The 19,529-nt window shown below is 73.2% G+C and carries 13 protein-coding genes; 5 read left to right on the forward strand and 8 right to left on the reverse strand.

Features of this window, described 5'->3' with window-relative positions; translation table 11 throughout:
• Positions 1–60: 60 nt before the first annotated feature.
• A complete protein-coding gene (locus ACWEJ6_RS28580; RefSeq protein ID WP_452427638.1) occupies positions 61–591 on the reverse strand; it encodes a MarR family winged helix-turn-helix transcriptional regulator in 531 nt (176 codons plus the stop codon).
• Positions 581–1,303, reverse strand: coding sequence for an SDR family NAD(P)-dependent oxidoreductase (locus ACWEJ6_RS28585; RefSeq protein ID WP_452427640.1), 723 nt, complete (start codon positions 1,301–1,303; stop codon positions 581–583). Before ACWEJ6_RS28585 ends, ACWEJ6_RS28580 begins: the two co-directional genes overlap by 11 nt.
• Positions 1,304–1,465: 162 nt before the next feature.
• Here ACWEJ6_RS28585 and ACWEJ6_RS28590 point away from each other — a divergent pair, with 162 nt between their 5' ends.
• On the forward strand, positions 1,466–2,968 hold the full coding sequence (locus ACWEJ6_RS28590; RefSeq protein ID WP_452427642.1) for an apolipoprotein N-acyltransferase: 1,503 nt from the start codon (positions 1,466–1,468) through the stop codon (positions 2,966–2,968).
• A gap of 12 nt (positions 2,969–2,980) precedes the next feature.
• Here the strand turns inward: ACWEJ6_RS28590 and ACWEJ6_RS28595 are convergent, their stop codons facing one another.
• Positions 2,981–3,952: a helix-turn-helix transcriptional regulator gene (locus ACWEJ6_RS28595; protein ID WP_452427644.1), complete on the reverse strand. Its 972-nt coding sequence runs from the start codon at positions 3,950–3,952 to the stop codon at positions 2,981–2,983.
• The gene (locus ACWEJ6_RS28600; protein ID WP_452427646.1) at positions 3,949–4,908 is read right to left on the reverse strand and encodes a helix-turn-helix transcriptional regulator; all 960 of its coding nucleotides are present in this window, start codon (positions 4,906–4,908) and stop codon (positions 3,949–3,951) included. The genes ACWEJ6_RS28595 and ACWEJ6_RS28600 overlap by 4 nt, the downstream gene beginning before the upstream one ends.
• A 118-nt stretch (positions 4,909–5,026) precedes the next feature.
• Here ACWEJ6_RS28600 and ACWEJ6_RS28605 point away from each other — a divergent pair, with 118 nt between their 5' ends.
• Positions 5,027–8,914 (forward strand): S8 family peptidase, encoded by a 3,888-nt coding sequence (locus ACWEJ6_RS28605; protein WP_452427648.1) that lies wholly within the window; start codon positions 5,027–5,029, stop codon positions 8,912–8,914.
• A gap of 94 nt (positions 8,915–9,008) precedes the next feature.
• Here ACWEJ6_RS28605 and ACWEJ6_RS28610 read toward each other — a convergent pair whose 3' ends face one another.
• Positions 9,009–12,083 (reverse strand): S8 family serine peptidase, encoded by a 3,075-nt coding sequence (locus ACWEJ6_RS28610; RefSeq protein WP_452427650.1) that lies wholly within the window; start codon positions 12,081–12,083, stop codon positions 9,009–9,011.
• 300 nt (positions 12,084–12,383) lie between these two features.
• On the opposite strand from ACWEJ6_RS28610, the gene ACWEJ6_RS28615 reads away from it, so the two are divergent.
• Positions 12,384–13,193 carry a hypothetical protein gene (locus tag ACWEJ6_RS28615; RefSeq protein WP_452427652.1) on the forward strand — a complete coding sequence of 270 codons (810 nt, stop codon included), beginning with the start codon at positions 12,384–12,386 and terminating at the stop codon, positions 13,191–13,193.
• Positions 13,194–13,201: 8 nt separating this feature from the next.
• Here ACWEJ6_RS28615 and ACWEJ6_RS28620 read toward each other — a convergent pair whose 3' ends face one another.
• Together ACWEJ6_RS28620 and ACWEJ6_RS28625 are read right to left on the reverse strand one after the other, a co-directional pair.
• Positions 13,202–14,413, reverse strand: a complete 1,212-nt coding sequence (locus tag ACWEJ6_RS28620) for a cytochrome P450 (protein ID WP_452427654.1) — start codon at positions 14,411–14,413, stop codon at positions 13,202–13,204.
• Positions 14,410–15,402: a methyltransferase gene (locus tag ACWEJ6_RS28625; protein WP_452427656.1), complete on the reverse strand. Its 993-nt coding sequence runs from the start codon at positions 15,400–15,402 to the stop codon at positions 14,410–14,412. The genes ACWEJ6_RS28620 and ACWEJ6_RS28625 overlap by 4 nt, the downstream gene beginning before the upstream one ends.
• A gap of 154 nt (positions 15,403–15,556) precedes the next feature.
• On the opposite strand from ACWEJ6_RS28625, the gene ACWEJ6_RS28630 reads away from it, so the two are divergent.
• Positions 15,557–17,098 (forward strand): 4-hydroxyphenylacetate 3-hydroxylase family protein, encoded by a 1,542-nt coding sequence (locus tag ACWEJ6_RS28630; RefSeq protein ID WP_352359656.1) that lies wholly within the window; start codon positions 15,557–15,559, stop codon positions 17,096–17,098.
• Positions 17,099–17,140: 42 nt separating this feature from the next.
• Positions 17,141–18,295, forward strand: a complete 1,155-nt coding sequence (locus ACWEJ6_RS28635) for an epoxide hydrolase family protein (protein WP_352359654.1) — start codon at positions 17,141–17,143, stop codon at positions 18,293–18,295.
• A 62-nt stretch (positions 18,296–18,357) separates the two neighbouring features.
• Here ACWEJ6_RS28635 and ACWEJ6_RS28640 read toward each other — a convergent pair.
• Positions 18,358–19,529 (reverse strand): NAD(P)/FAD-dependent oxidoreductase (locus ACWEJ6_RS28640; protein ID WP_452427659.1); only part of this gene is annotated, 1,172 nt, incomplete at its 5' end.

A 19,529-nucleotide genomic window follows, 5' to 3' on the forward strand; every position in this document is an offset into this window, starting at 1 on the left:
GTGGACGAGCGTCACGTCGGCGTGGCAGCCGCCGTCCGGGAGTCAGTCGCCGTCCGGGAGTCAGTCGCCGACCTGGCCGGTCGGCTCGGGGCCGCCGAATCCGGCGAGGAGTTCGCGCAGGAGGTCGGCGAGCTGCTCGCGGCGCTGGAGCGGCAGGTGGCCGACGAGGCGGTCCTCCGCGGTGAGCAGACCGGCGACGACGCGGTCGAGCAGGGCGTGGCCGGCCTCGGTGAGGGTGACCGCACGGGTGTGGTAGCCCGATCCGGCGGTGGTCCGTTCGACCAGCCCCGCCGTGACGGCCCGCTCCACGCGCTGCGTGATCGCGCCGCGCGTCACCATGCACGCCTCGGCCAGCGCGCCGGGGCTCATCCGGTACGGCGGCCCGGCACGGCGCAGGGTGGACAGCAGGTCCAGCGTCGCGACGTCCACGCCGAGACCGGCGAGCAGGCGGCGGCGCTCGTCGCCGAAGACCTTGGCGGCCCACCAGATGCGGGTGATGACCCCGATCGAGTCCACCGGGACGCCCGGCAGCTCACGCCGCCAGGCGTCCTGGATCGCGTCGGCTCCGTCGCGGGGCAGGTCAGCGGCCACGTTCGGCGCCGCCGTTGACCTGGACGACCTGGGCGGTGACATGGCTGCCGCCGGGCGAGGCGAGCCAGTGGACGGTCTCGGCGACGTCTCCCGGCGTCCCGGGGCGGCCGGTGCAGGTCTGGGCGACGAGGGTGGCGCGGCGGTCGTCGTCCAGGGCGCCGCCGAAGAACTCGGTGTCCTCGATGAACCCCGGCGCGACCACGTTCACCGTGATGCCGCGCGGCCCGAGGGCGGCGGCGAGGTCGTAGGCATACGGGTGCAGGGCCGCCTTCATCGGCCCGTACGACGTGCCGCCCGAGCCCCGCAAGGCGGCGATCGAGCTGAGGAACACCACCCGTCCGGCCGGATTGAGCAGGTCGCGCAGCGCCTCGGTGGGCAGCACCGAGGTCAGCACGTTGGCCCGGAAGTTGGCCGTCCACCGCTCGGCGAGGTCGTCGATGCCGCCGCGCCCTTCGACGTTGCCGCCCGCGTTGTTGACCAGGACGTCGATCGCGCCGAACCGTTCGGCCAGCTCGCCGCGCATCCGTTCGACGTCGGCCGGGTCGCTGAGGTCGGCGGGCAGGGCGAGGGCGCCGATCTCGGCGGCCGTCTTCTCCAGCACGTCGGCGCGACGGCCGACGATCACCACCTGGTCCCCGTCGGCCGCGAAGCGGGCCGCCACCGCCCTGCCAATGCCGGTGCCGCCGCCGCTGACCACGATCGTGCGTGCCATGCTCACTCCTCCTTGAAGTTTAGCCCTAAAGTCAGGCTACCGGTCGCGCGTCCCCGCCGCGCCACCGGCCCGGCGGGGACGCCACTGCCGGGGGTGTTCCCTACTGCGGTTGGGGGGAGTTCGGGATGGGGAGGTGAGGGCCGCGCTGCCTACATTCGCCGCATGAATCATGTGACTCGCTGGGCAGCGCTCGCTGCCGGAACCGTCCTCTCGCTGGTGGCCGCGCACGGCCGATGGGAGGTGGCCGGGGCGGCATGGATTTATCTGATCCTGCTGTTGCGCTTCTCCCGCACGAGCCGGACGCTTCCGGCGCTGGGCGGCATCGCACTCGCCACCGTGGTGTCCACCACGTTCTGGCTCTACGAGAGCGGGCTGCCGGTGTTCAGCCCGGTGCTGGCGCTCTCCCTGGTCATGGCGCTGACGGGCGTCGTGCCGTACGCCCTGGACCGTCTCGTCGCGGCGCGCTTACCCGGCGCGTGGGCCACGCTGGTCTTCCCCCTCGGGGTGGTCGGCGTGGAGTACGCGCTCGCGAACGTCAGTCCCGTCGGCAACATCCTGAGTTCGCTGGCCGCCACCCAGCACGACAACCTCCCGCTGCTCCAGCTCGTCTCGGTGACCGGCGGCTACGGCGTCAGCTTCCTCATCGCCTGGTTCGCCGCCGTCTGCAACCACCTCTGGCAGGACGGATTCACCTGGCGGCGGGTGGCGCCCTTCGGGGCCGTGCTGACGCTGGTGCTCGTCGGCGGCAGCATGCGCCTGGCGCTCGCGGCGCCCGCCGGCGAGACCGTGCGGGTGGCCGGGGTCAGTCCCGCACGTTCGGTTCTGGAGGCGTCCGACAAGGCCCTGAACGGCTTCCCCTCGCCGGAACAGCTCGCCGGGGCCGATCCCGACGCGGTTCGGCGGGCGTTCGCCCCGGTCAACGACTCCCTGCTGACCGCCACCGAACGGGAGGCGAGCGCCGGAGCCAGGATCGTGGTCTGGCCGGAGGCGGGCGGCGCGGCACGCGAGGCCGACAAGCAGCGGCTGATCGACGCGATCGCCGCGGTCGCCGTCCGGACCGGCAGCTATGTGGACGCCGGATTGATCGTGATCACCGGCACGCCGCCGTACATGCGCAACGAGACGGTGCTCGTCGATCCGAACGGACGGGCCCGATGGACGTACGAGAAGGCCCGCCCGGTGCCGGGCATGGACCCGTTCGCCCCCGGGGACGGCAGGGTGCCCATCGCCGACACCCCGTTCGGCCGCCTGGCCAACGTCATCTGCTTCGACGCCGACTTCCCCGCCCTGATGAGGCAGGCCGCCGACGTGGACCTGATGCTGGTGCCGTCCAACGACTGGTACGGCTTCGGCGCCACGCACACCGAGAAGGCGGCCGTCCGGGCGGTGGAGAATGGCTACTCGCTGATCCGGCAGGCCACCAACGGCCTGGCCGCGGTCTTCGACCCGCAGGGCCGGACGCTCACCTCGGCCGACTACTTCACCACCAGGCAGCAGACGATGGCGGCGGATGTGCCTGTCGCCAGTGATCCGACGATATATGCGCGTATCGGCGACGTGTTCGCCTGGCTCTGTCTCGCGGCGCTGGCCGTCCTCGGGGCCGTGGCCATGCGCGCCAGGCGGCCGACCGTCACCCCACCGCCGGCCGGCCCGGAAGGCTCATGAGCCCGGCCGCCCCTATGGGCCGTGCGGGTCCCGCGGGGTGCTCCGGGCCTGGGAGCGGGCGGCCTGCACGCCGGCCTGGAAGCGGGTACGGGCGCCGAGCCTGGCCATGAGCTCGGCGATGCGCCGCTGGGCGGTGCGGTAGCCGATGCCGAGCTGGCGGGCGATGGCCTCGTCGGTCAGGCCGGTCAGCAGGAGGGCGATCAGCCGTTCGTCGTCCTGCGGCGCCTCGCGCGTACCGGTCAGCCGCATCGGCAGCGCCCGCGCCCAGATCCCCTCGAACAGCCCGCTCAGCGCCTCCAGCAGCCCGGAGGGATGCACCAGGAGCGCCGCGGAGTCGGGTGACTCGTAGCGCAGCACCAGCAGCGCGAACCGGTCGTCGACCAGGTAGAGCTTCATCGGCAGGCTGGGCAGCACCCGCGCCAGCTGGCCCGCGCCGATCATCCCCTCGATCAGCCGCAGCGCGCCCGGCCGGTCGATGAAGTCACGCTCGTAGATGACCCGGCTGGTGATGCCGCGTTCCAGCAGCTCGCGGTGGGCGGCCACGCTGGCGTGCCGGTCGAAGTACGGCGGCTGGGAGAAGGTCCGTACCTGGTGGCGGGCCGCGCGCTGGAGCTGGAGGAGGCGTTGCCGTACCGCGGCGGCGCCGGTGATCACCTCCACCACCAGCGGCGGCTGCTGCCCGGAGGCGCGCTGCCGGAAGGCGTCGTCCAGGTCGGCGGCGCGCTCCCTGGCTCGCGCGAGCCCCTCTTCGGCGACGGTGAGCAGCGCGTCGAGCGCGACGTCGGGGGCGACGGCGACGTACCGCGCCGGTTCGTCCGGCAGCCGGTCGACCAGGCCCTTGCTCTCCAGCCCGGCCAGCAGCGCGGGCAGGCCGGAGCCGGCGAAGCCCGCGGCGAGCCGGTCGAGGGTGGCCGGCGAGCACTCGACGAGCAGCTCGTAGAGCTCCTCCTCGGCCGGGCCCAGTCCGAGCGCTTCGAGCGTCACCGCAGCCAGCCGCGCAGGACGGCCTGGTAGCCGGCCTGGAACCGGGTCTGCGCGTCGAGCTGGACCATCATCGCCTGCACCCGCCTGCGCACCGTGCGCGCGCTCCAGCCGAGCTGCGCCCCGATGGCCGCGTCGGTCAGCCCGGAGATGAGCAGCGGCAGCAGGTCCTCGTGCGCGTCGGCGGGGCTGCGCTCCTCGGGCAGCCGGGCCTGCCCCTGCCGCACGCCCAGCGGGACGGCGCGCTGCCAGTTCATCTCGAACAGCGCGCCGAGCGCCTCCAGCAGCGTCGGGTCGTGCACCACCAGCGCGGATTCGACCAGGTGCTGGTCGTGCCGCAGCGGCACGATCGCCGTCGGCCGGTCGTTCAGGACGAGCTTCATCGGCACCTCGCCGACCCTGGCCTGCTCGCCGGCGGTGATGTAGTCGGTGACCACCGTCAGCGCCCCGGGCAGCTCCATCGCCTTCCTGTCGTACAGGACGCGGTAGTTCACCCCCCTTGCCAGCAGGTCGAACTCGCACGCGTTCGCCCCGACCACCCCCACGTACGGCGGCGCGTCGAACACCCGGATCGAGCGGCGCGTCTCCCGCTGGAGCTGCTCGAAGCGGTCGTTCACCGCCTGCCTGCCGATCACCACCTCGACCAGCCCGGCGGCCTCGCGCTCGGTGCCCGCCCGGTGGAAGGCGGCGCTGAGCCCGGCGATGCGGCCCCGGGCGGCGGTCAGCGCCCTGGCCCTGGCGCTGATCAGCGCGTCGAGGCCCATGCTCGGGGCGACCGCGGCGTACCTGGGCGGGTCCTCCGGCAGCCGGGTGACCAGGCCGAGTTCCTGGAGCCTCGCGCAGAGCGCGGCCTGCGGGCCCGCCAGCCGCTCAAGGTCGGCGGCGGTGATCGGCGAGACCTCGATCAGCGTCTGGTACAGCGCCTCTTCGGCCGTCGACAGGCCCAGGGATTCGAGCATGCGCCCATCGTGTCCTCTTCCCGCCAACGGCGTGAAGAGGACGAAAGGTCATCTTTCCGGATATGGCGCGGAATGGGAGGTTTTGTGTGCTCGATCATGAACTACTCCGAGGAGAACCATGGCTCGCCGCCCGCTCGCCGGGCTGACCGCGTTGGGGTTGGTCCTGTCCATGGGGATGGCCACGCCCTCCCCTTCACCCGAGTCCGCCGACACCCCGGCCCCCGCCCCGGGCGCCTTACCCGCCGCCACCCAGCTCACCCTGATCACCGGCGACGTGGTGACGTACGGCAAGGCCGCCGACGGCACCCCGCGCGCCGACGTGAAACCGGCCAGGCGCGCCGGAGGAGCGCCGGTGTCCTTCATGACCCTGCGCAAGGGCGGCTCCTTCTACGTCTTCCCCTCCGACGCGCTGGCCCCGGTGGCCTCGGGCCAGGTGGACAAGGGCCTGTTCGACGTGGCGTACCTGGCCGCCAACGGCTACACCGACGCCGAACGCCCGACCCTGCCGGTCATCGTCCAGTACGGCGCCGCCGAGCAGGCCGCCGCGACGCTGTCGGCACGGGCCGACGCGCTCCCGGCCACCGCCTCGCCCGTCGCCCTGGCCAGCGTCGGAGGCGCCGCGGTCAAGGTGGACAAGAAGGCGGCGCGGGAGTTCTGGACCGCGGCCGCCTCATCCCCCACCGCGTCCCCCTCCGCGTCCCCCTCCGCGCGCGCGACCGCGCCTACGGCGATCTGGCTCGACCGCAAGATGAAGGCCGTGCTCGACAAGAGCGTGCCGCAGATCGGCGCGCCGCGGGCCTGGGCCGCCGGCTACAAGGGCAAGGGCGTCAAGGTCGCCGTGCTCGACACCGGCGTCGATCCCGACCACCCCGACCTGGCCGGCCGGATCGGGGCGACGGCCAACTTCACCGACGATCCCGACGCCCGCGACGGCCACGGCCACGGCACCCACGTCGCCTCCACGATCGCCGGCTCCGGACGGTACACGGGCGTGGCGCCCGAGGCCACGCTCCTGGTGGGCAAGGTGCTCAGCTCGTCGGGCACGGGCACCTCGTCGCAGGTCATCGCGGGCATGCAGTGGGCCGCCGCGCAGGCCAAGGTCGTCTCGATCAGCATCGGCGGCGAGTACGAGGACCAGAACGGCCCCGTCAACCAGGCGGTGAACACCCTCAGCGCCGAGACGGGCGCGCTGTTCGTCGTGGCCGCCGGCAACGACGGCGGCAGCCGTACCGTCAACGCGCCGGGATCCGCGGCGGCGGCGCTGACGGTCGGCGCGGTCGACCGTGAGGAGAGACTGGCCCCCTTCTCCAGCAGAGGCCCGGCCCCGTTCGACTACGGGCTCAAGCCCGACGTGGTCGCGCCCGGCGTCGGCATCGTCGCGGCCCGCGCGCGGGGGACGTCGATGGGCTCGCCCGTGGACGAGCTCCACACCGCCGCCTCCGGCACCTCGATGGCGACCCCGCACGTGTCGGGCGCGGCGGCCATCCTCGCCGGGCAACACCCCGACTGGACGGGCCCGCAGCTCAAGGCGGCGCTCATCGGCACCGCCAAGGACGACGGCCTGACCGCCTACCAGCAGGGCGCCGGGCGCATCGACGTGGCCAGGGCGGTCACCCAGCAGGTACGCGGCTCGGGCAACCTCGACTTCGGCTTCCTGAGCTCCCCGCGGAGCGGCCCGGTCACCAAAAAGATCACCTACACCAACGACGGCGACCAGCCGGTGACGCTGACCCTGCGCGCGAGCATCGCGGCGCACCGCGGCACCGCCCCCGAGCAGGCGCTCAAGCTGGACCGCGACACGGTGACCGTCCCCGCCCACGGCGCCGCGGACGTGGCCGTCGCCTTCGACCCGTCGGGACCGGCCACCTGGTACGAGGGGGCGGTGGCGGCCACCGGCGGCGACGTGGTCGTGCGCACGGCCGTGGGCGCGTTCGTCGAGCCGCGCAGGGTCAAGCTCAGGACCGAACTGATCATGCCGGACGGCGCGGCCGACGCGGTCTCCGTCCCGTGGCTGTTCCTGCGTACCGACGACCGCGACGACCTGGACTCCTTCTACCAGACGGCCGAGGGCGAGGCGAGCGTCTACCCGGGCACCTTCAGCGTCAACACCATCGCCGCCTGGCGGGGTGAGGACGGCGAATGGCAGCAGTCGCTGCCGACCGCACCCGAGGTCAAGGTGGACCGGGACACCACGGTCACCCTCGACCTGCGCAAGGCCCGCGAGGTCCGCCTGGACACCCCCCGCACGACCGAGACCTACCTGTCCCACTACGCCCTGCGGCGCACCACCGCGAACGGCGTCGTGGCCGACTTCCTCTCCTCCTACCCGGCGTACGGGCTGCACCATTACTGGATGTTGCCCACCGAACCGGTCAAGCAGGGCGCCCTCGACCTCACCGGCCAGTTCTGGCAGGGCGCGCCGCTCGTCACGATGAAGGCCGGCGGACGCACGCTCGCCCCCCGCTACGCGGGCGTCACCCCCGACCTCCCCAAGCTGACCGGCAAGCAGACCCTCCCGCTGGTGGACGTGGGCCACGGCATCGACCTGTCCGGCCTGGACGTACGGGGCAAGCTCGCCCTGCTCGACCTGGGCGACCTCTGCCCGGACACGACCTGCTCCGGCGACGGGCTCGACCGCGTGCAGGCCCTGGCGGCCGCCGGCGCGGTGGGCGTGCTCGGCTACGGCGCGTCGGGACGGGCCTTCCTCGACCCGACCGGAAGCTGGGCCTTCTACCCGATCCCGACCATGAGCCTGCCCGCCGACCAGGGCAGGGCGCTGGCCCGCAAGCCGGTGGACGTCAAGGTCGAGGGCAGCCCGGCCACGCCGTACATGTACTCGCTGTTCTTCCCCGAGCGCGGCCGCATCCCCGCCGGCCTCGACTACCGGGTGACCAGGAAGAACCTCCAGGAGATCGACGACCGATTCCACTCCGACCGCCCCGGCGCCGTGCGCATGAGCTGGACCCCCGTGCTGATCAACGGCTCCGAACCGTTCGCCGCGTGGGGTCTCGGCGGGGCCTGGCAGGCGCGGACCACCGTGACCGAGTACGTCGGGCCGGTCTCGCCCGACGTGACCTGGCAGCGTGAGGTCAGGATGCGGTACGACGAGGGCGACCTGTCCAGGACCGGCTACAACACGGTCGCGCTCGACGTCTTCACCAAGGCGGGACGCCGGACCGAGCGGTGGGGCATGCAGCCCAGGGTCCCCGGCGGCCCGCGCGACGGCGACCGCGTGATCGACTCGGGCACGGTCACCTGTTTCGCGTGCCGTACCGGCGACCTGTTCACGTCGGCGGTGCCCGTCATGGGCCCCGAACCCCACCACCAGGAGCCCTTCACCTGGAGCGCCAATTTCCAGGCGTGGGCCGGCGGCAAGGACGAGCTGCACCTCTACCGCGACGGCCGGGAGGTGCCCCTGGAGGAGAGGATCGGCGCGCTCGGGCCTGTCGCGATCAAGTTGCCGACCTTCACCCTTCCGCCCGATGAGGCCGAATACCGGCTCACCGACACCTTCCACACCCCGCAGCCGGGACAGCGGTTCGCGACCGACGTCGAAACGGCCTGGACGTTCCGCTCCAAGCGCCCCGAATCCGGGATGAAGGACCTCACCGACGGCCTGTGCGCGGGCTGGCTCGTCACCCAGGTCCTGGCTCCCTGCGCGCCGGTACGCCGGCTCAACCTCAGCTACGACCTGGACCTCGACCTGGACAACCAGGCCACGGCCGGGGTCGCCCGCCGCATCACCGTCACCGGCTACAACGGCTCCTTCGGGCAGCCCGACGCCAAGCTGACCGCGCTCCGGCTCTCGGCCACCTTCGACGGCGGCGCCCACTGGGTGCCCGTCCCCATGTCGGCCTCCGGCGACCGCGCCTTCACCGGCACCATCACCCACCCGCCCCTGTCCCGGACCGACGGCGCCGTCGGCCTCCGCGCCCAGGCCACCGACCAGGAGGGCAACACCGTGGACCAGACGATCCACAAGGCCTACGGGCTGAAGCAACCCTGACGAGCCGTCGCCGCATCCGGGGCGTTGTGGGCGGGACGTCGCCGGGCGAGGACCGGGCCGCGGGACGTCGCCCGTCCCGCGGCCCGGGGCACGGTCAGCCGACCGCGTAGGCGCGCGTCACCGTCTGGGTGACGCCGTCACCGGCGGTGTCCTGGGCCGTCGCGCGCAGGGAGACGAACCCCGGGGAGCCCGGGTTGGCGACGGTCGCCGTCCAGCCGGAGTCGGCCGCCCGGGTCCTGACGGGCTGCCAGGTGGCGCCGTCGTCGGTGGAGAACTCCAGCTCGACCGTGCGCACCGCGGCGCCGCGGGCGCCGGGGTTGCGTTCGATCCAGATCGACAGCGGGGTTCGCGACCCGGGTCTGGCCCGGTTCGCGGCGTCGAGGCCCTTGGGCGCGTACCTGACCGCCATCAGCGGCAGGGGCGTGGCCTGCGTGGTACGGGCCGAACGGAACGTCCAGACGGCGTCGACGCCCGTGGACAGGGTGTTCGCGGACGTGTCCCGGCGCGAGGACGCGGCGAGGGTGTAGGTGCCGGCGTCCTGCGGCAGCGTCGCGGACAGCGCGCACTGGTCGCTGTCGCCCGGCGCGCACCCGGCGATGCCGCTCGTGGCGATCTGCCTGCCGTCGCGGGAGAGGGTCAGGGTGCCGGTGGCGGTGGCGTCCATGCCGGTCAGCCCCGCGACGCCGTCGGTGTGGAGCCGGCCCGCGAAGAACTGGAGCGTGTCTCCGGTGCGGCTGCCGCCGGGCGTGGCGAACGACGGGCCCGCGACCGCCGCGTTCCAGACCTCGGAGAAGGCGCGCTCGCGCACCGGGCTCGTGCCGATCTGCCGGGAACCGCCTGTCTGGAACTCCGAGGACCAGGCGAGCCCGGGGCTGCGGTAGTGCGTCATGGCGGAGGGCAGCGGGATGTCCTTGGTGGGCAGGGTGAGCGCTCCGATGCCGGCCGGGTCCAGCGGTCCCGTCCACATGGTGCCGGTGCCGGCCGCGCCCGTGGAGCGGAACGTCTCGGACGCCTTGACCAGGTGCTTGGTCCGCGCGGAATAGGTGGGGTCGTCCGGGATGCCGCCGGTGCGGCGGTCGACGAGGTCGTAACGGTAGGGGCTGGGCGCGGCGTCCTTCTTGTGCCAGACGGTCCAGGACTCGTAGGTGAGCCCGGGTTGCCGGACCGGAATGACGTAGTAGCCCTCAGTGGGGTCCGGACCGGAGGAGTACCAGCCGTACTGCCATGGGCCGTTGGCGAGGTAGAGGCCGAACTGCGGGTCGGCCGCGGCGGTGGGGTCGTCCACGGCGAACCGGACCTGCCTGCCCTCGCGTGCGTCGACCGTGACGCGCAGGTCGTCGGCACCGACCGCGAGGGGCCGGTGCCCGACCGTCAGGACGACGGGGTCGAAGTCGTAGATCTCGGTGTAGAGGTTCCAGGCGCCCTTCGGGAGCCGTGTCTTCGCCACCCCGTCGCGGAAGGTGAGCATCCGCTGGGCGCCGCGCGCCTGGTCGTAGACCATTCCGAACGCCACGCCGGGCGCAGCGCCCGACCTGGCGACAGTGGTGACGGTGACGTCGTGGGACTCCGGTTCCACGTACGCGCCCGCCGGCGTACGCAGGATCGTGTCGCCGGAGGTGGCGGTGAGCACGCCGGGGTAGTCGCCCGCGGGCTTGCCGGTGACGTCGAGAGTGAGGGTGAGGGACGCCTGCCCGCGCGCCGGGACCTCCAGCTTGTCCTGCGGCAGCTTCAGCACGTCGGTGTCGGTCGTGAGGTTCAGGGTGACGGGGGCGTCCCCGTCGTTGGTGTAGGTGATCGTCCGGGTGGCCTGGCCGCCGGTGTGCTGCCACGGGAAGGCGGCCCAGACGGTGGCGGGAGAGGCGACCACCTGCTGCGCCAGGGCGCGGGGCACGTCCACCCGCCCGGCGCCCTGCTCGTAGAGGCCGGTCCCGCTGGTGGGCTTGGCGCTGTCGACCAGCGCGGCCTTGAGCTGCTGCCCGGTCCAGCCGGGGTGTCGCTGGGCGAGGATCGCCGCCGCGCCGCTCACGTGCGGCGCCGCCATGGAGGTCCCGCTGTGCGCCACGTACGGCCCGTCGGCGGTGCCCTCGGCCGCGGCGGCGACGATGTCCACGCCAGGGGCGGTGATCTCGGGCTTGATCGCGTGATCGCCCGTTCTGGGGCCCTGGTTGGAGAACCTGGACACCTGGTCCGACCGGTCGACGGCGCCCACGGAGAGCGCGGCGTCCGCGGTGGACGGGCTGGACACGGTCCCCTCGCCGCCGCCGTTGCCGGCCGCCACCACGAAGAGCGTGCCCGTCCGTTCCGACAGGGTGTTCACGGCCTGCTCGACGGGATTGTCGCCGGGTTCGTCCACCGTGCCGAGGCTCATGTTGACGACCTTGGCGCGGACCTCGGTGGCGGCCCACTCCATGCCCGCCAGCAACGCCGAGTCGGCGATGCCGTCGACGCCGCCCACCTTCCCCACGGCGATGCGGGCCCCCGGCGCGACGCCCCGGTACTTCGTCCCGGCCCCGGCGACGATCGAGGAGACATGCGTGCCGTGGCCGACGCGGTCGGTCATGTCCGGCTCGTCGGAGAAGTTGCGCTCCTGGGTGACGACGCCCTTGAGATCGGGATGACCGGCGTCGTAGCCGCTGTCGAGCACGGCCACCGTGACGCCCTGGCCGGTGAACCCCTGCTGCCACGCCTCGGGCGCGCCGATCTGCGCGGTGCTGCGGTCCAGCGAGAAGGACCGGCGTCCGTCGAGCCAGATCTTGCCCTTCCCCGCGGCCGACGTACGAGCCCCGCTCACCAGGTCCCGCCACGTCCGCGCGGCGGTGCTCTTCGGCAGCCGCACCGCCGCCACGCCGAGGTCGTCGAGCTTGCGGGTCACGCGGGCGCCGCTCAGCGTCGGGGCCGGCCGCTCCCCCAGGGTCTGGCTGATCAGCGGGATCTCGTCCGTGTCGGCGTCGCCGTACTTCCACGCCAGAAGCCGGGTCACGTCGAAGAGCCGGTCGTCGAGCAGGCCCTCGCTGACCAGCGGGAACGCGTCGGAGGGGATCACGTAGAGGTGTCCGTCGCGAAATTGCGCCGAGAAGCGGACCCGCCGGCCGGGGGCGCTCTCCACCCGGTGGCCCCGGCCGCTGACCGTCACCTTGTCCCCGGTCAGGAGCGTCACGCTACCGGCCACGACCGGGCCGGTTCCTGCCGGGGCCGCGGCAAGGGACGGCTCCTGAGCCGTGACGGCTCCCAAGGAACCGGCCAGTACGGCGGCCACTAATCCTGTTCGCAAAGTTGTGAATGCCACACCCCTACTTGGACGAACCGTCGTGAAGCGTTATGAGCCACGTCGCCAACCGGCCGGCATTGAGGGATCGATCCACCTGTGCGACATTTGCGGCAGGCTCTCAGTGAGCAGCGCGGAGGCGGCGATGGTCCGGTCGTGGCGCGCCGCCGCACTTGTCCTGCGGCCGGACGGGATGAGGAGCCTATGAGCCACGTTCTCGAAAAGCGGTACCGCCGTCTTCTGCGCGCCTATCGGGAGACGCTGTCCCTGCTGGCGGGCGGGTTCACCGTGCGCGTCCGGGCCAGCCGGGCGGCCGGCGTGCCGGGGTGGGCCGACGGTCTGCATCTCGGCGCACTGGCCGTGGCGGTCGTCACCGTCGCGCAGCTGCCCGTCCTGCCCCACCTCGTCTTCAAGGTGTGGACCGGGGTCGGGGTCGTCCTGGTGGTGGCGCTCGTGCGGGGATGGACGCGGGTCGCGGCTCCTCTCGCGGCGATCGCCGCGCTCCTGACGAGCTGGCCCATCGTCCTGGGATGGTTGCACGGCCCGGTGGTCGACGTCGGCCCGCTGTACGGCGACCTCGGGCCGGTCGCGCCCTACTGGGTGGTCGCGGCCGCGTCGGCGGCGCTCGCCGTCCGGCGGACCGGGGCGGGCCGCGTGTCGGGGCACGCCCGGTGGTGGGGCGCGACGATGCCGGTCCGGTCGCCGTGGTGGCTGGTCGTCCCGCCGATCTGCTGGGCGTTGCAGCTCGCGCAGGTGCCGGCGTACGAGACGGTCTGGGGCGTCGTACGGGCCGGCGTCGAGGTGGTGGCCCTGCTGCTGGTGCTGGCCGCCACTCTGGCCGCCCGGGACGGCCGCTGGGCGCTGGCCGCCGCCGTCTACCTGGTTCCCGGCCTGGTCCACCTGGCCGAGAACCTGCTGGTGACCCGGGTGAGCGGTTTCCTGTACTGGAGCGTGCTCACCGTTCTCGTGGCGGCCTCCTTGGCGGCGGCCCGGCGGATGCGCGTCAGGGCGTGACCTGGAGGTCAGGAGGTGGTGACGAGGAAGCGGTGGAGGCCGCGGCCCACCCAGCGGTCGCGGTGGTCCGGCGGCTCGGCCGCGGACAGCGCCGGGAAACGCCGCAGGAGCAGCGGCAGCGCGATGCGGGCCTCCATGCGCGACAGCGGCGCCCCCAGGCAGAAGTGCGGCCCGGCGCCGAAGCTGAGCGGCTGGACGTCCGGACGGTCCGGGTCGAAGCGGGCCGGATCGGGGAAGCGGCGCGGGTCCCGGTTGCCGGCGGCGAGCATGAGGACGACCTTCGTCCCGCCCGGCACCGGGACGCCGGAGACGTCGGTCGCCGTCTCGGCCCACCGGCTGGTCGCCTGGACGGGCGCCTCGAACCGCAGGACCTCCTCAACGTACGCGGTGGCGAACCCCGGCTCCGCGCGCAGCCGCGCGGCGTGGCCTGGATGCTCGAACGCCAGCCGCAGCCCGTGCCCGAGCAGGAAGCTCGTCGTCTCGAACCCGGCGGTCAGCAGCAGCATGAGGTTGCCGACCAGCTCGTCGTGGCTGAGCCGGGTGCCGTCGTCGTGGGCGCGGACGAGCGCGGTCAGCATGTCGTCGGCGGGGTGGCGGCGGCGGTCGTCGATCAGCTCGCCGAAGTAGCCGGCCAGTTCGTCCATGGCCTTGTCGGCGACGGACAGCCTGGCGACGTTGGTGATGCCCTCCAGGGCGATCGTCAGGTCCGAGGCGACCTGGCGGAACCACTTCTGGTCCTCCTCGGCCACGCCGATGAGCGCGCTGATGACGGCGATCGGCAGCCGTGAGGCGAACTCGGCGACGTAGTCGACGGGCGTGCCGCCGGCGCCGAGGTCGGCCAGCCGGTCCAGCAGCCGGTGGACCATCCGCTCGACCGACTCCTGCATCCCGGCCACCCGGGCGGGCGTGAAGCCGCTGCTGACCAGGCGCCGGGTCTGGGTGTGGCCGGGCGGGTTGCGGTACAGCATGGAGTCGGTGTAGCCGCGCAATGAGGAGTGCGAGCGCCAGGCGGGATAGATGTGGTCGTACCCGGCGGCGTCCTGGACGCGGAGGCGGTTGTCGCGCAGCGCGCGGTTGATCTCGGCGTACCCGACGGCGACGGTGAGACCGGGGCGTACCGGGACGACCGGGCCGTGGGCGCGCAGCAGCTCGTACAGCGGGTAGGGGTCGCGGCGGCCCTCGGGGGCGACCAGGGCGGCGACGATCTCGGCGGGGGTCACGGGCGTGCCACCAGCCGGACGATCCGCAGCGCGCCCGCCGGATGCACCGAGGCGACCTCCAGGCCGCACCGCGCGGCCAGGGCCCGCAGGTCGGCGACGGCGCGCTCGCGGCCGCCGTAGTAGACGAGCATGCGCAGGTCCATCCCGGTACGCGGCGACTCGCCGTCGGGGCCGAAGTCCTCCACCACGAAGACCGAGCCGCCCGGCCCGGCCGCCTCGGCGCAGCGGCCCAGGATGACGGCGGCGTCGTCGTCGCTCCAGTCGTGCAGGATCCACGACAGCAGGTAGCCGTCGGCGCCCGGCGGCAGCGGGTCGAAGAAGCTGCCCGCCACGGCCTCGCCGCGGCCGGACAGTCCGGCGGCCTCCAGCGCCGCGGCGGCGGCCCGCGCGGTGGCGGGCTGGTCGACGACCGTGCCGCGCAGCCCGGGGTAGGCGGTGAGCAGCGCGATGAGCAGGGATCCGTCGCCGCCGCCGACGTCGACGATCCGGCCGAGGCTGCCCCAGTCGTAGCCGGCCACGATGGCGGGGGCCCGGCCGGGGACCTCGGCGGCCATGCGCGCGTCGAACGCGGCGGCGCGGGCCGGGTCGGCGGCCAGGTCCGCCCAGAAGGAGCGGCCGAACTGCCGGGGGAAGGCGGCCTCGCCGGTGCGCACGCTGTGCAGCAGGTGGGCGAAGGCCAGCTCGGCCCGTCCTTCCCAGCTCTCGATGTCCAGCATGGCGCGCATCCCGGCCGGGTGGTCGTCGCGCAGCTCCTCGCCGATGGCGGTCAGCGTGTACCTGCCGTCGTCGTCGCGGCCGAGCACTCCCCTGGCGGCCAGGTAGCGCATGAGCCGCTCCAGCACGCCGGGGTCGGCGCCCACGGCGGGGGCGAGTTCGGCGCCGGTGGCCGGCGCCTTGGCGAGCCGGTCGGCGATCCTCAGCGTCGCGGCCACCCGGATCGCCATCGGGGTTCCGAGGTGGGCCAGCGCCCACAGGCGATGCTCCGTCACGCGGTCATCGTCACATCGGGGCGCGCGCACGGGCACCTTCCAGAATGCCGCCCGCGCCCGCGCCGGCGGAACAGCGCACATCGCGAGATGGCCGCCGCGCGCGCGGGTGCCACGCTGAGGATGCACCCGTGCTGCCTGCCCAGGGAGATGTCCGATGCCCGATGCCGCGCCGAAGACCCGCCCGCTCACGGGCAGCGAGTACGTCGAGAGCCTGCGTGACGATCGTGAGATCTACCTCTACGGTGACCGCGTCAAGGACGTCACCGAGCATCCGGCGTTCCACAACCCGGTGCGGATGACCGCCAGGCTCTACGACGCCCTCCACGCCGACGGCACCCGTGAGCTGCTGACCTGCCCCACCGACAGCGGCGGCGAGGGCTACACGCACCGCTTCTTCACCACCCCGCGCACGGTCGAGGACCTGGTCGCCGACCAGCGGGCCATCGCGACGTGGGCCAGGATGAGCTACGGCTGGATGGGCCGCAGCCCCGACTACAAGGCCTCCTTCCTCGGCACGCTGGGCGCCAACGCCGGCTTCTACGCGCCCTTCGACGGCAACGCCCGCCGCTGGTACCGCGAGTCGCAGGAGAAGGTGCTGTTCTGGAACCACGCGATCGTGCACCCGCCGGTCGACCGCAACCGGCCGCCGGACGAGGTCAACGACGTCTACGTGCACGTCGAGCGGGAGACCGACGCGGGGCTCGTGGTGAGCGGCGCCAAGGTGGTGGCGACCGGCTCGGCGCTGACGCACTACAACTTCATCGCCCACTACGGCCTGCCGGTCAAGAAGCGCGAGTTCGCGCTGGTGGCCACCGTGCCGATGGACGCGCAGGGCCTGAAGCTGATCTGCCGCCCGTCCTACGGAATGAACGCGGCGCTGACCGGCGGCCCGTTCGACTACCCGCTCTCCTCCCGGCTGGACGAGAACGACAGCATCCTCGTCCTGGACAAGGTGCTCATCCCCTGGGAGAACGTGTTCATCTACGGCGACCTCGGCAAGGCGCAGTTGTTCACCGGCCAGTCGGGCTTCACCGAGCGGTTCACCTTCCACGGCTGCACCCGGCTGGCGGTGAAGCTGGAGTTCATCGCCGGGCTGCTGGTCAGGGCGCTGGAGATCACCGGCACCAAGGACTTCCGCGGCGTGCAGACCCGGATCGGCGAGGTGCTGGCCTGGCGCAACCTGTTCTGGGCGCTGTCGGACGCCGCCGCCCGCAACCCGGTGGAGTGGCGCAACGGCGCGCTGCTGCCCAACCCGCAGTACGGCCTGGCCTACCGCTGGTTCATGCAGATCGGCTACCCGCGGATCAAGGAGATCGTCCTTCAGGACGTGGCCAGCGGGCTCATCTACGTCAACTCCGGCGCGGCCGACTTCAAGAACCCCGACATCCGCCCGTACCTGGACAAATACCTGCGCGGCTCGGACGGCACCGACGCCGAGGGCCGCGTCAAGGTGATGAAGCTGCTGTGGGACGCGATCGGCTCGGAGTTCGGCGGCCGCCACGAGCTCTACGAGCGCAACTACGGCGGCAACCACGAGAACACCCGGGTCGAGCTGCTGTTCTCGCAGATGGCCGGCGGCCAGCTGGACGAGTACGCGGCCTTCGTCGACCGCTGCCTCGGCGAGTACGACCTGGACGGCTGGACGGTGCCCGACCTGTCCTCCTTCGAGGAGCTGCGGCGCACCGGCACCGGCTGACCCGCTCGACCCACCCCTGACAAGAGAAGGGCGAACCCACCCATGCGTCCATTCCGGATCGACATCCCCGAGGCCGACCTGGCCGACCTGCACCGCAGGATCGACGCCACCCGCTGGCCGGACGAGCTGCCCGGCACCGGCTGGGAGCGCGGCGTGCCGCTGGGCTACCTCAAGGAGCTGGCCGACCACTGGCGGCACGGCTTCGACTGGCGGGCGGCCGAGGCCGAGCTGAACCGGCACCCGCAGTTCGTGACCGAGATCGACGGCGCCGACGTGCACTTCCTGCACGTGCGCTCGCCGGAGCCGCAGGCCGTGCCGCTGCTGCTGACGCACGGCTGGCCGGGCTCGGTCGCCGAGTTCCTGGACGTGATCGGGCCGCTCACCGACCCGCGCGCGCACGGCGGCGACCCGGCCGACGCCTTCCACCTGGTCATCCCGTCGATCCCGGGGTTCGGGTTCTCCGGGCACACCAGGGAGGCGGGCTGGCACCCGTACCGGGTGGCGCTGGCGTGGGCCGAGCTGATGCGCCGGCTGGGCTACGACCGCTACCTGGCGCAGGGCGGCGACGCGGGCGCGGTGATCTCGCTGGAGCTGGCCAGGCTGGCCCCCGAGCACGTGATCGGCGCGCACGTCAACATGCTGATGGCCTTCCCCTCGGGCGATCCGGCCGAACTGGCCGGCCTGACGCCCGCCGAGCAGGGGCGGCTGGCCGGGCTGGCGCGGTTCGACGAGGAGCTGTCGGGCTACATGAAGCTGCAGTCCACCCGCCCGCAGACGCTGGCGTACGCGCTCACCGACTCGCCCGTGGGGCAGCTCGCCTGGATCGTGGAGAAGTTCCACGACTGGACGGACTCCGACAAGTCGCCCGAGGACGCCGTGGACCGGGACCGGATGCTGGCCAACGTGTCGATCTACTGGCTGACCGCGACGGCCGGGTCGTCGGCGCGCTTCTACTACGAGGGCGCGGCGGGCCTGAAGATGGCCGCCGAGGGGCACCGGCCGCCGCCCATCACCGTGCCCGTGGGCGTGGCGGTCTTCCCCAGGGACATCTTCGTGCCGGTGCGCCGGCTGGCCGACCGGGACATCCCGACGATCAGCCACTGGACCGAGTTCGAGCGGGGCGGCCACTTCGCCGCCATGGAGCAGCCGGAGCTGCTGGTGGGCGACGTGCGCGCGTTCGCCCGCTCGCTGCGGTAGCCGTACCGACGAGAAGGACGCCGGCGGGATCCGCCGGCGTCCTTCTCGTCGTTCGGACGGGGTCAGGACTTGAGCAGCGGCACCTGCGGGCGCTGCTCGGGGGCGGCGGCCGGCGCTGGGCCGCCGCCGCTCTGGCACAGGACCCGCAGCATGAGCGCGGGCCGCATGAGCGTCTGCGGCGGGTCCACCAGCCCGGCCACCCGCATGAACGCGGCCGTGACCGCGCCGTCGCGGGCCGCCGCGGCGTGCAGGCGGGCCATGTAGGCGTTGCCGATGCGCACCTTGGCGGTACGCCGCCCCTCCACCCCGGGGAAGGCGAGGTCGGCGCCGGCGGAGATGTCCCACGGGACGTCGATGACCCGCGAGATGTCCCGGAAGAAGGCCCGCCAGGGCGGCACCGCGCCCGTCTGGAGGTGCTCGCGCAGGATCATCGCCTCCATGGCGGCGACGGTCATGCCCTGGCCGTAGACGGGGTTGAAGCTGCACACGCCGTCGCCCAGCACCAGCAGGCCGTCGGGGAAGGCGGGCAGACGCTCGTAGCGGCGCCGCACGCTGGCCGGGAAGGTGAAGGTGACGCCCTCGTCGAGCGGTTCGGCGTCGCGGACGGCGTCGTAGACGTCGGGCACGGGCAGGGACTTGGCGAAGGCGAGGAAGCCCTCCAGGTCGGCCGGCGGGTGGTCGCCCAGGATGCCGGTGAGGGAGAGCATGCTCATGTCGCCGGGCAGCTTGGGGAAGAACGCGCCGCGCGGGTTCGCCGGCGAGGCGACGGGGTTGATCGACAGGTCCTCGCCGTACGGGTCGCGGCGCAGGCGGAAGTGGCGGGTGGTGTAGGCCAGGCCGATCTTGACGCGGTCCTCGTCCGGCCGGGGGAAGCCGAGCTCCTGGAGCCAGGCGGGGGTGCGCGAGCCGCGGCCCGTCGCGTCCACCAGCAGGTCGCAGGCCAGGTGCTCCTCGACGCCGTCCGTCCCGCGGACACGGACGCCGGTGACCCGGTCGCGGGCCGGGGTCGCGGTCGGCCCGAGGATGTCGGTGCGCTCCAGGAAGCGCACGTTGGGCAGGGCCGAGACGCGGTTCCTGACCTGCTCCTCCAGGACGGGCCTGGTGGCCGAGACGCTGATCAGGCCGGTGGGGGCCGGGCGCAGCCGGCGGCCGTTGAAGTACCAGCGCAGGCTGGTGGCCAGGTCTCCGGCGGGCACCCCGTCGTCGATCATCTGCTGGGTGAGGCCGGGGAACA

The sequence above is a fragment of the Nonomuraea sp. NPDC004702 genome (assembly GCF_053601695.1).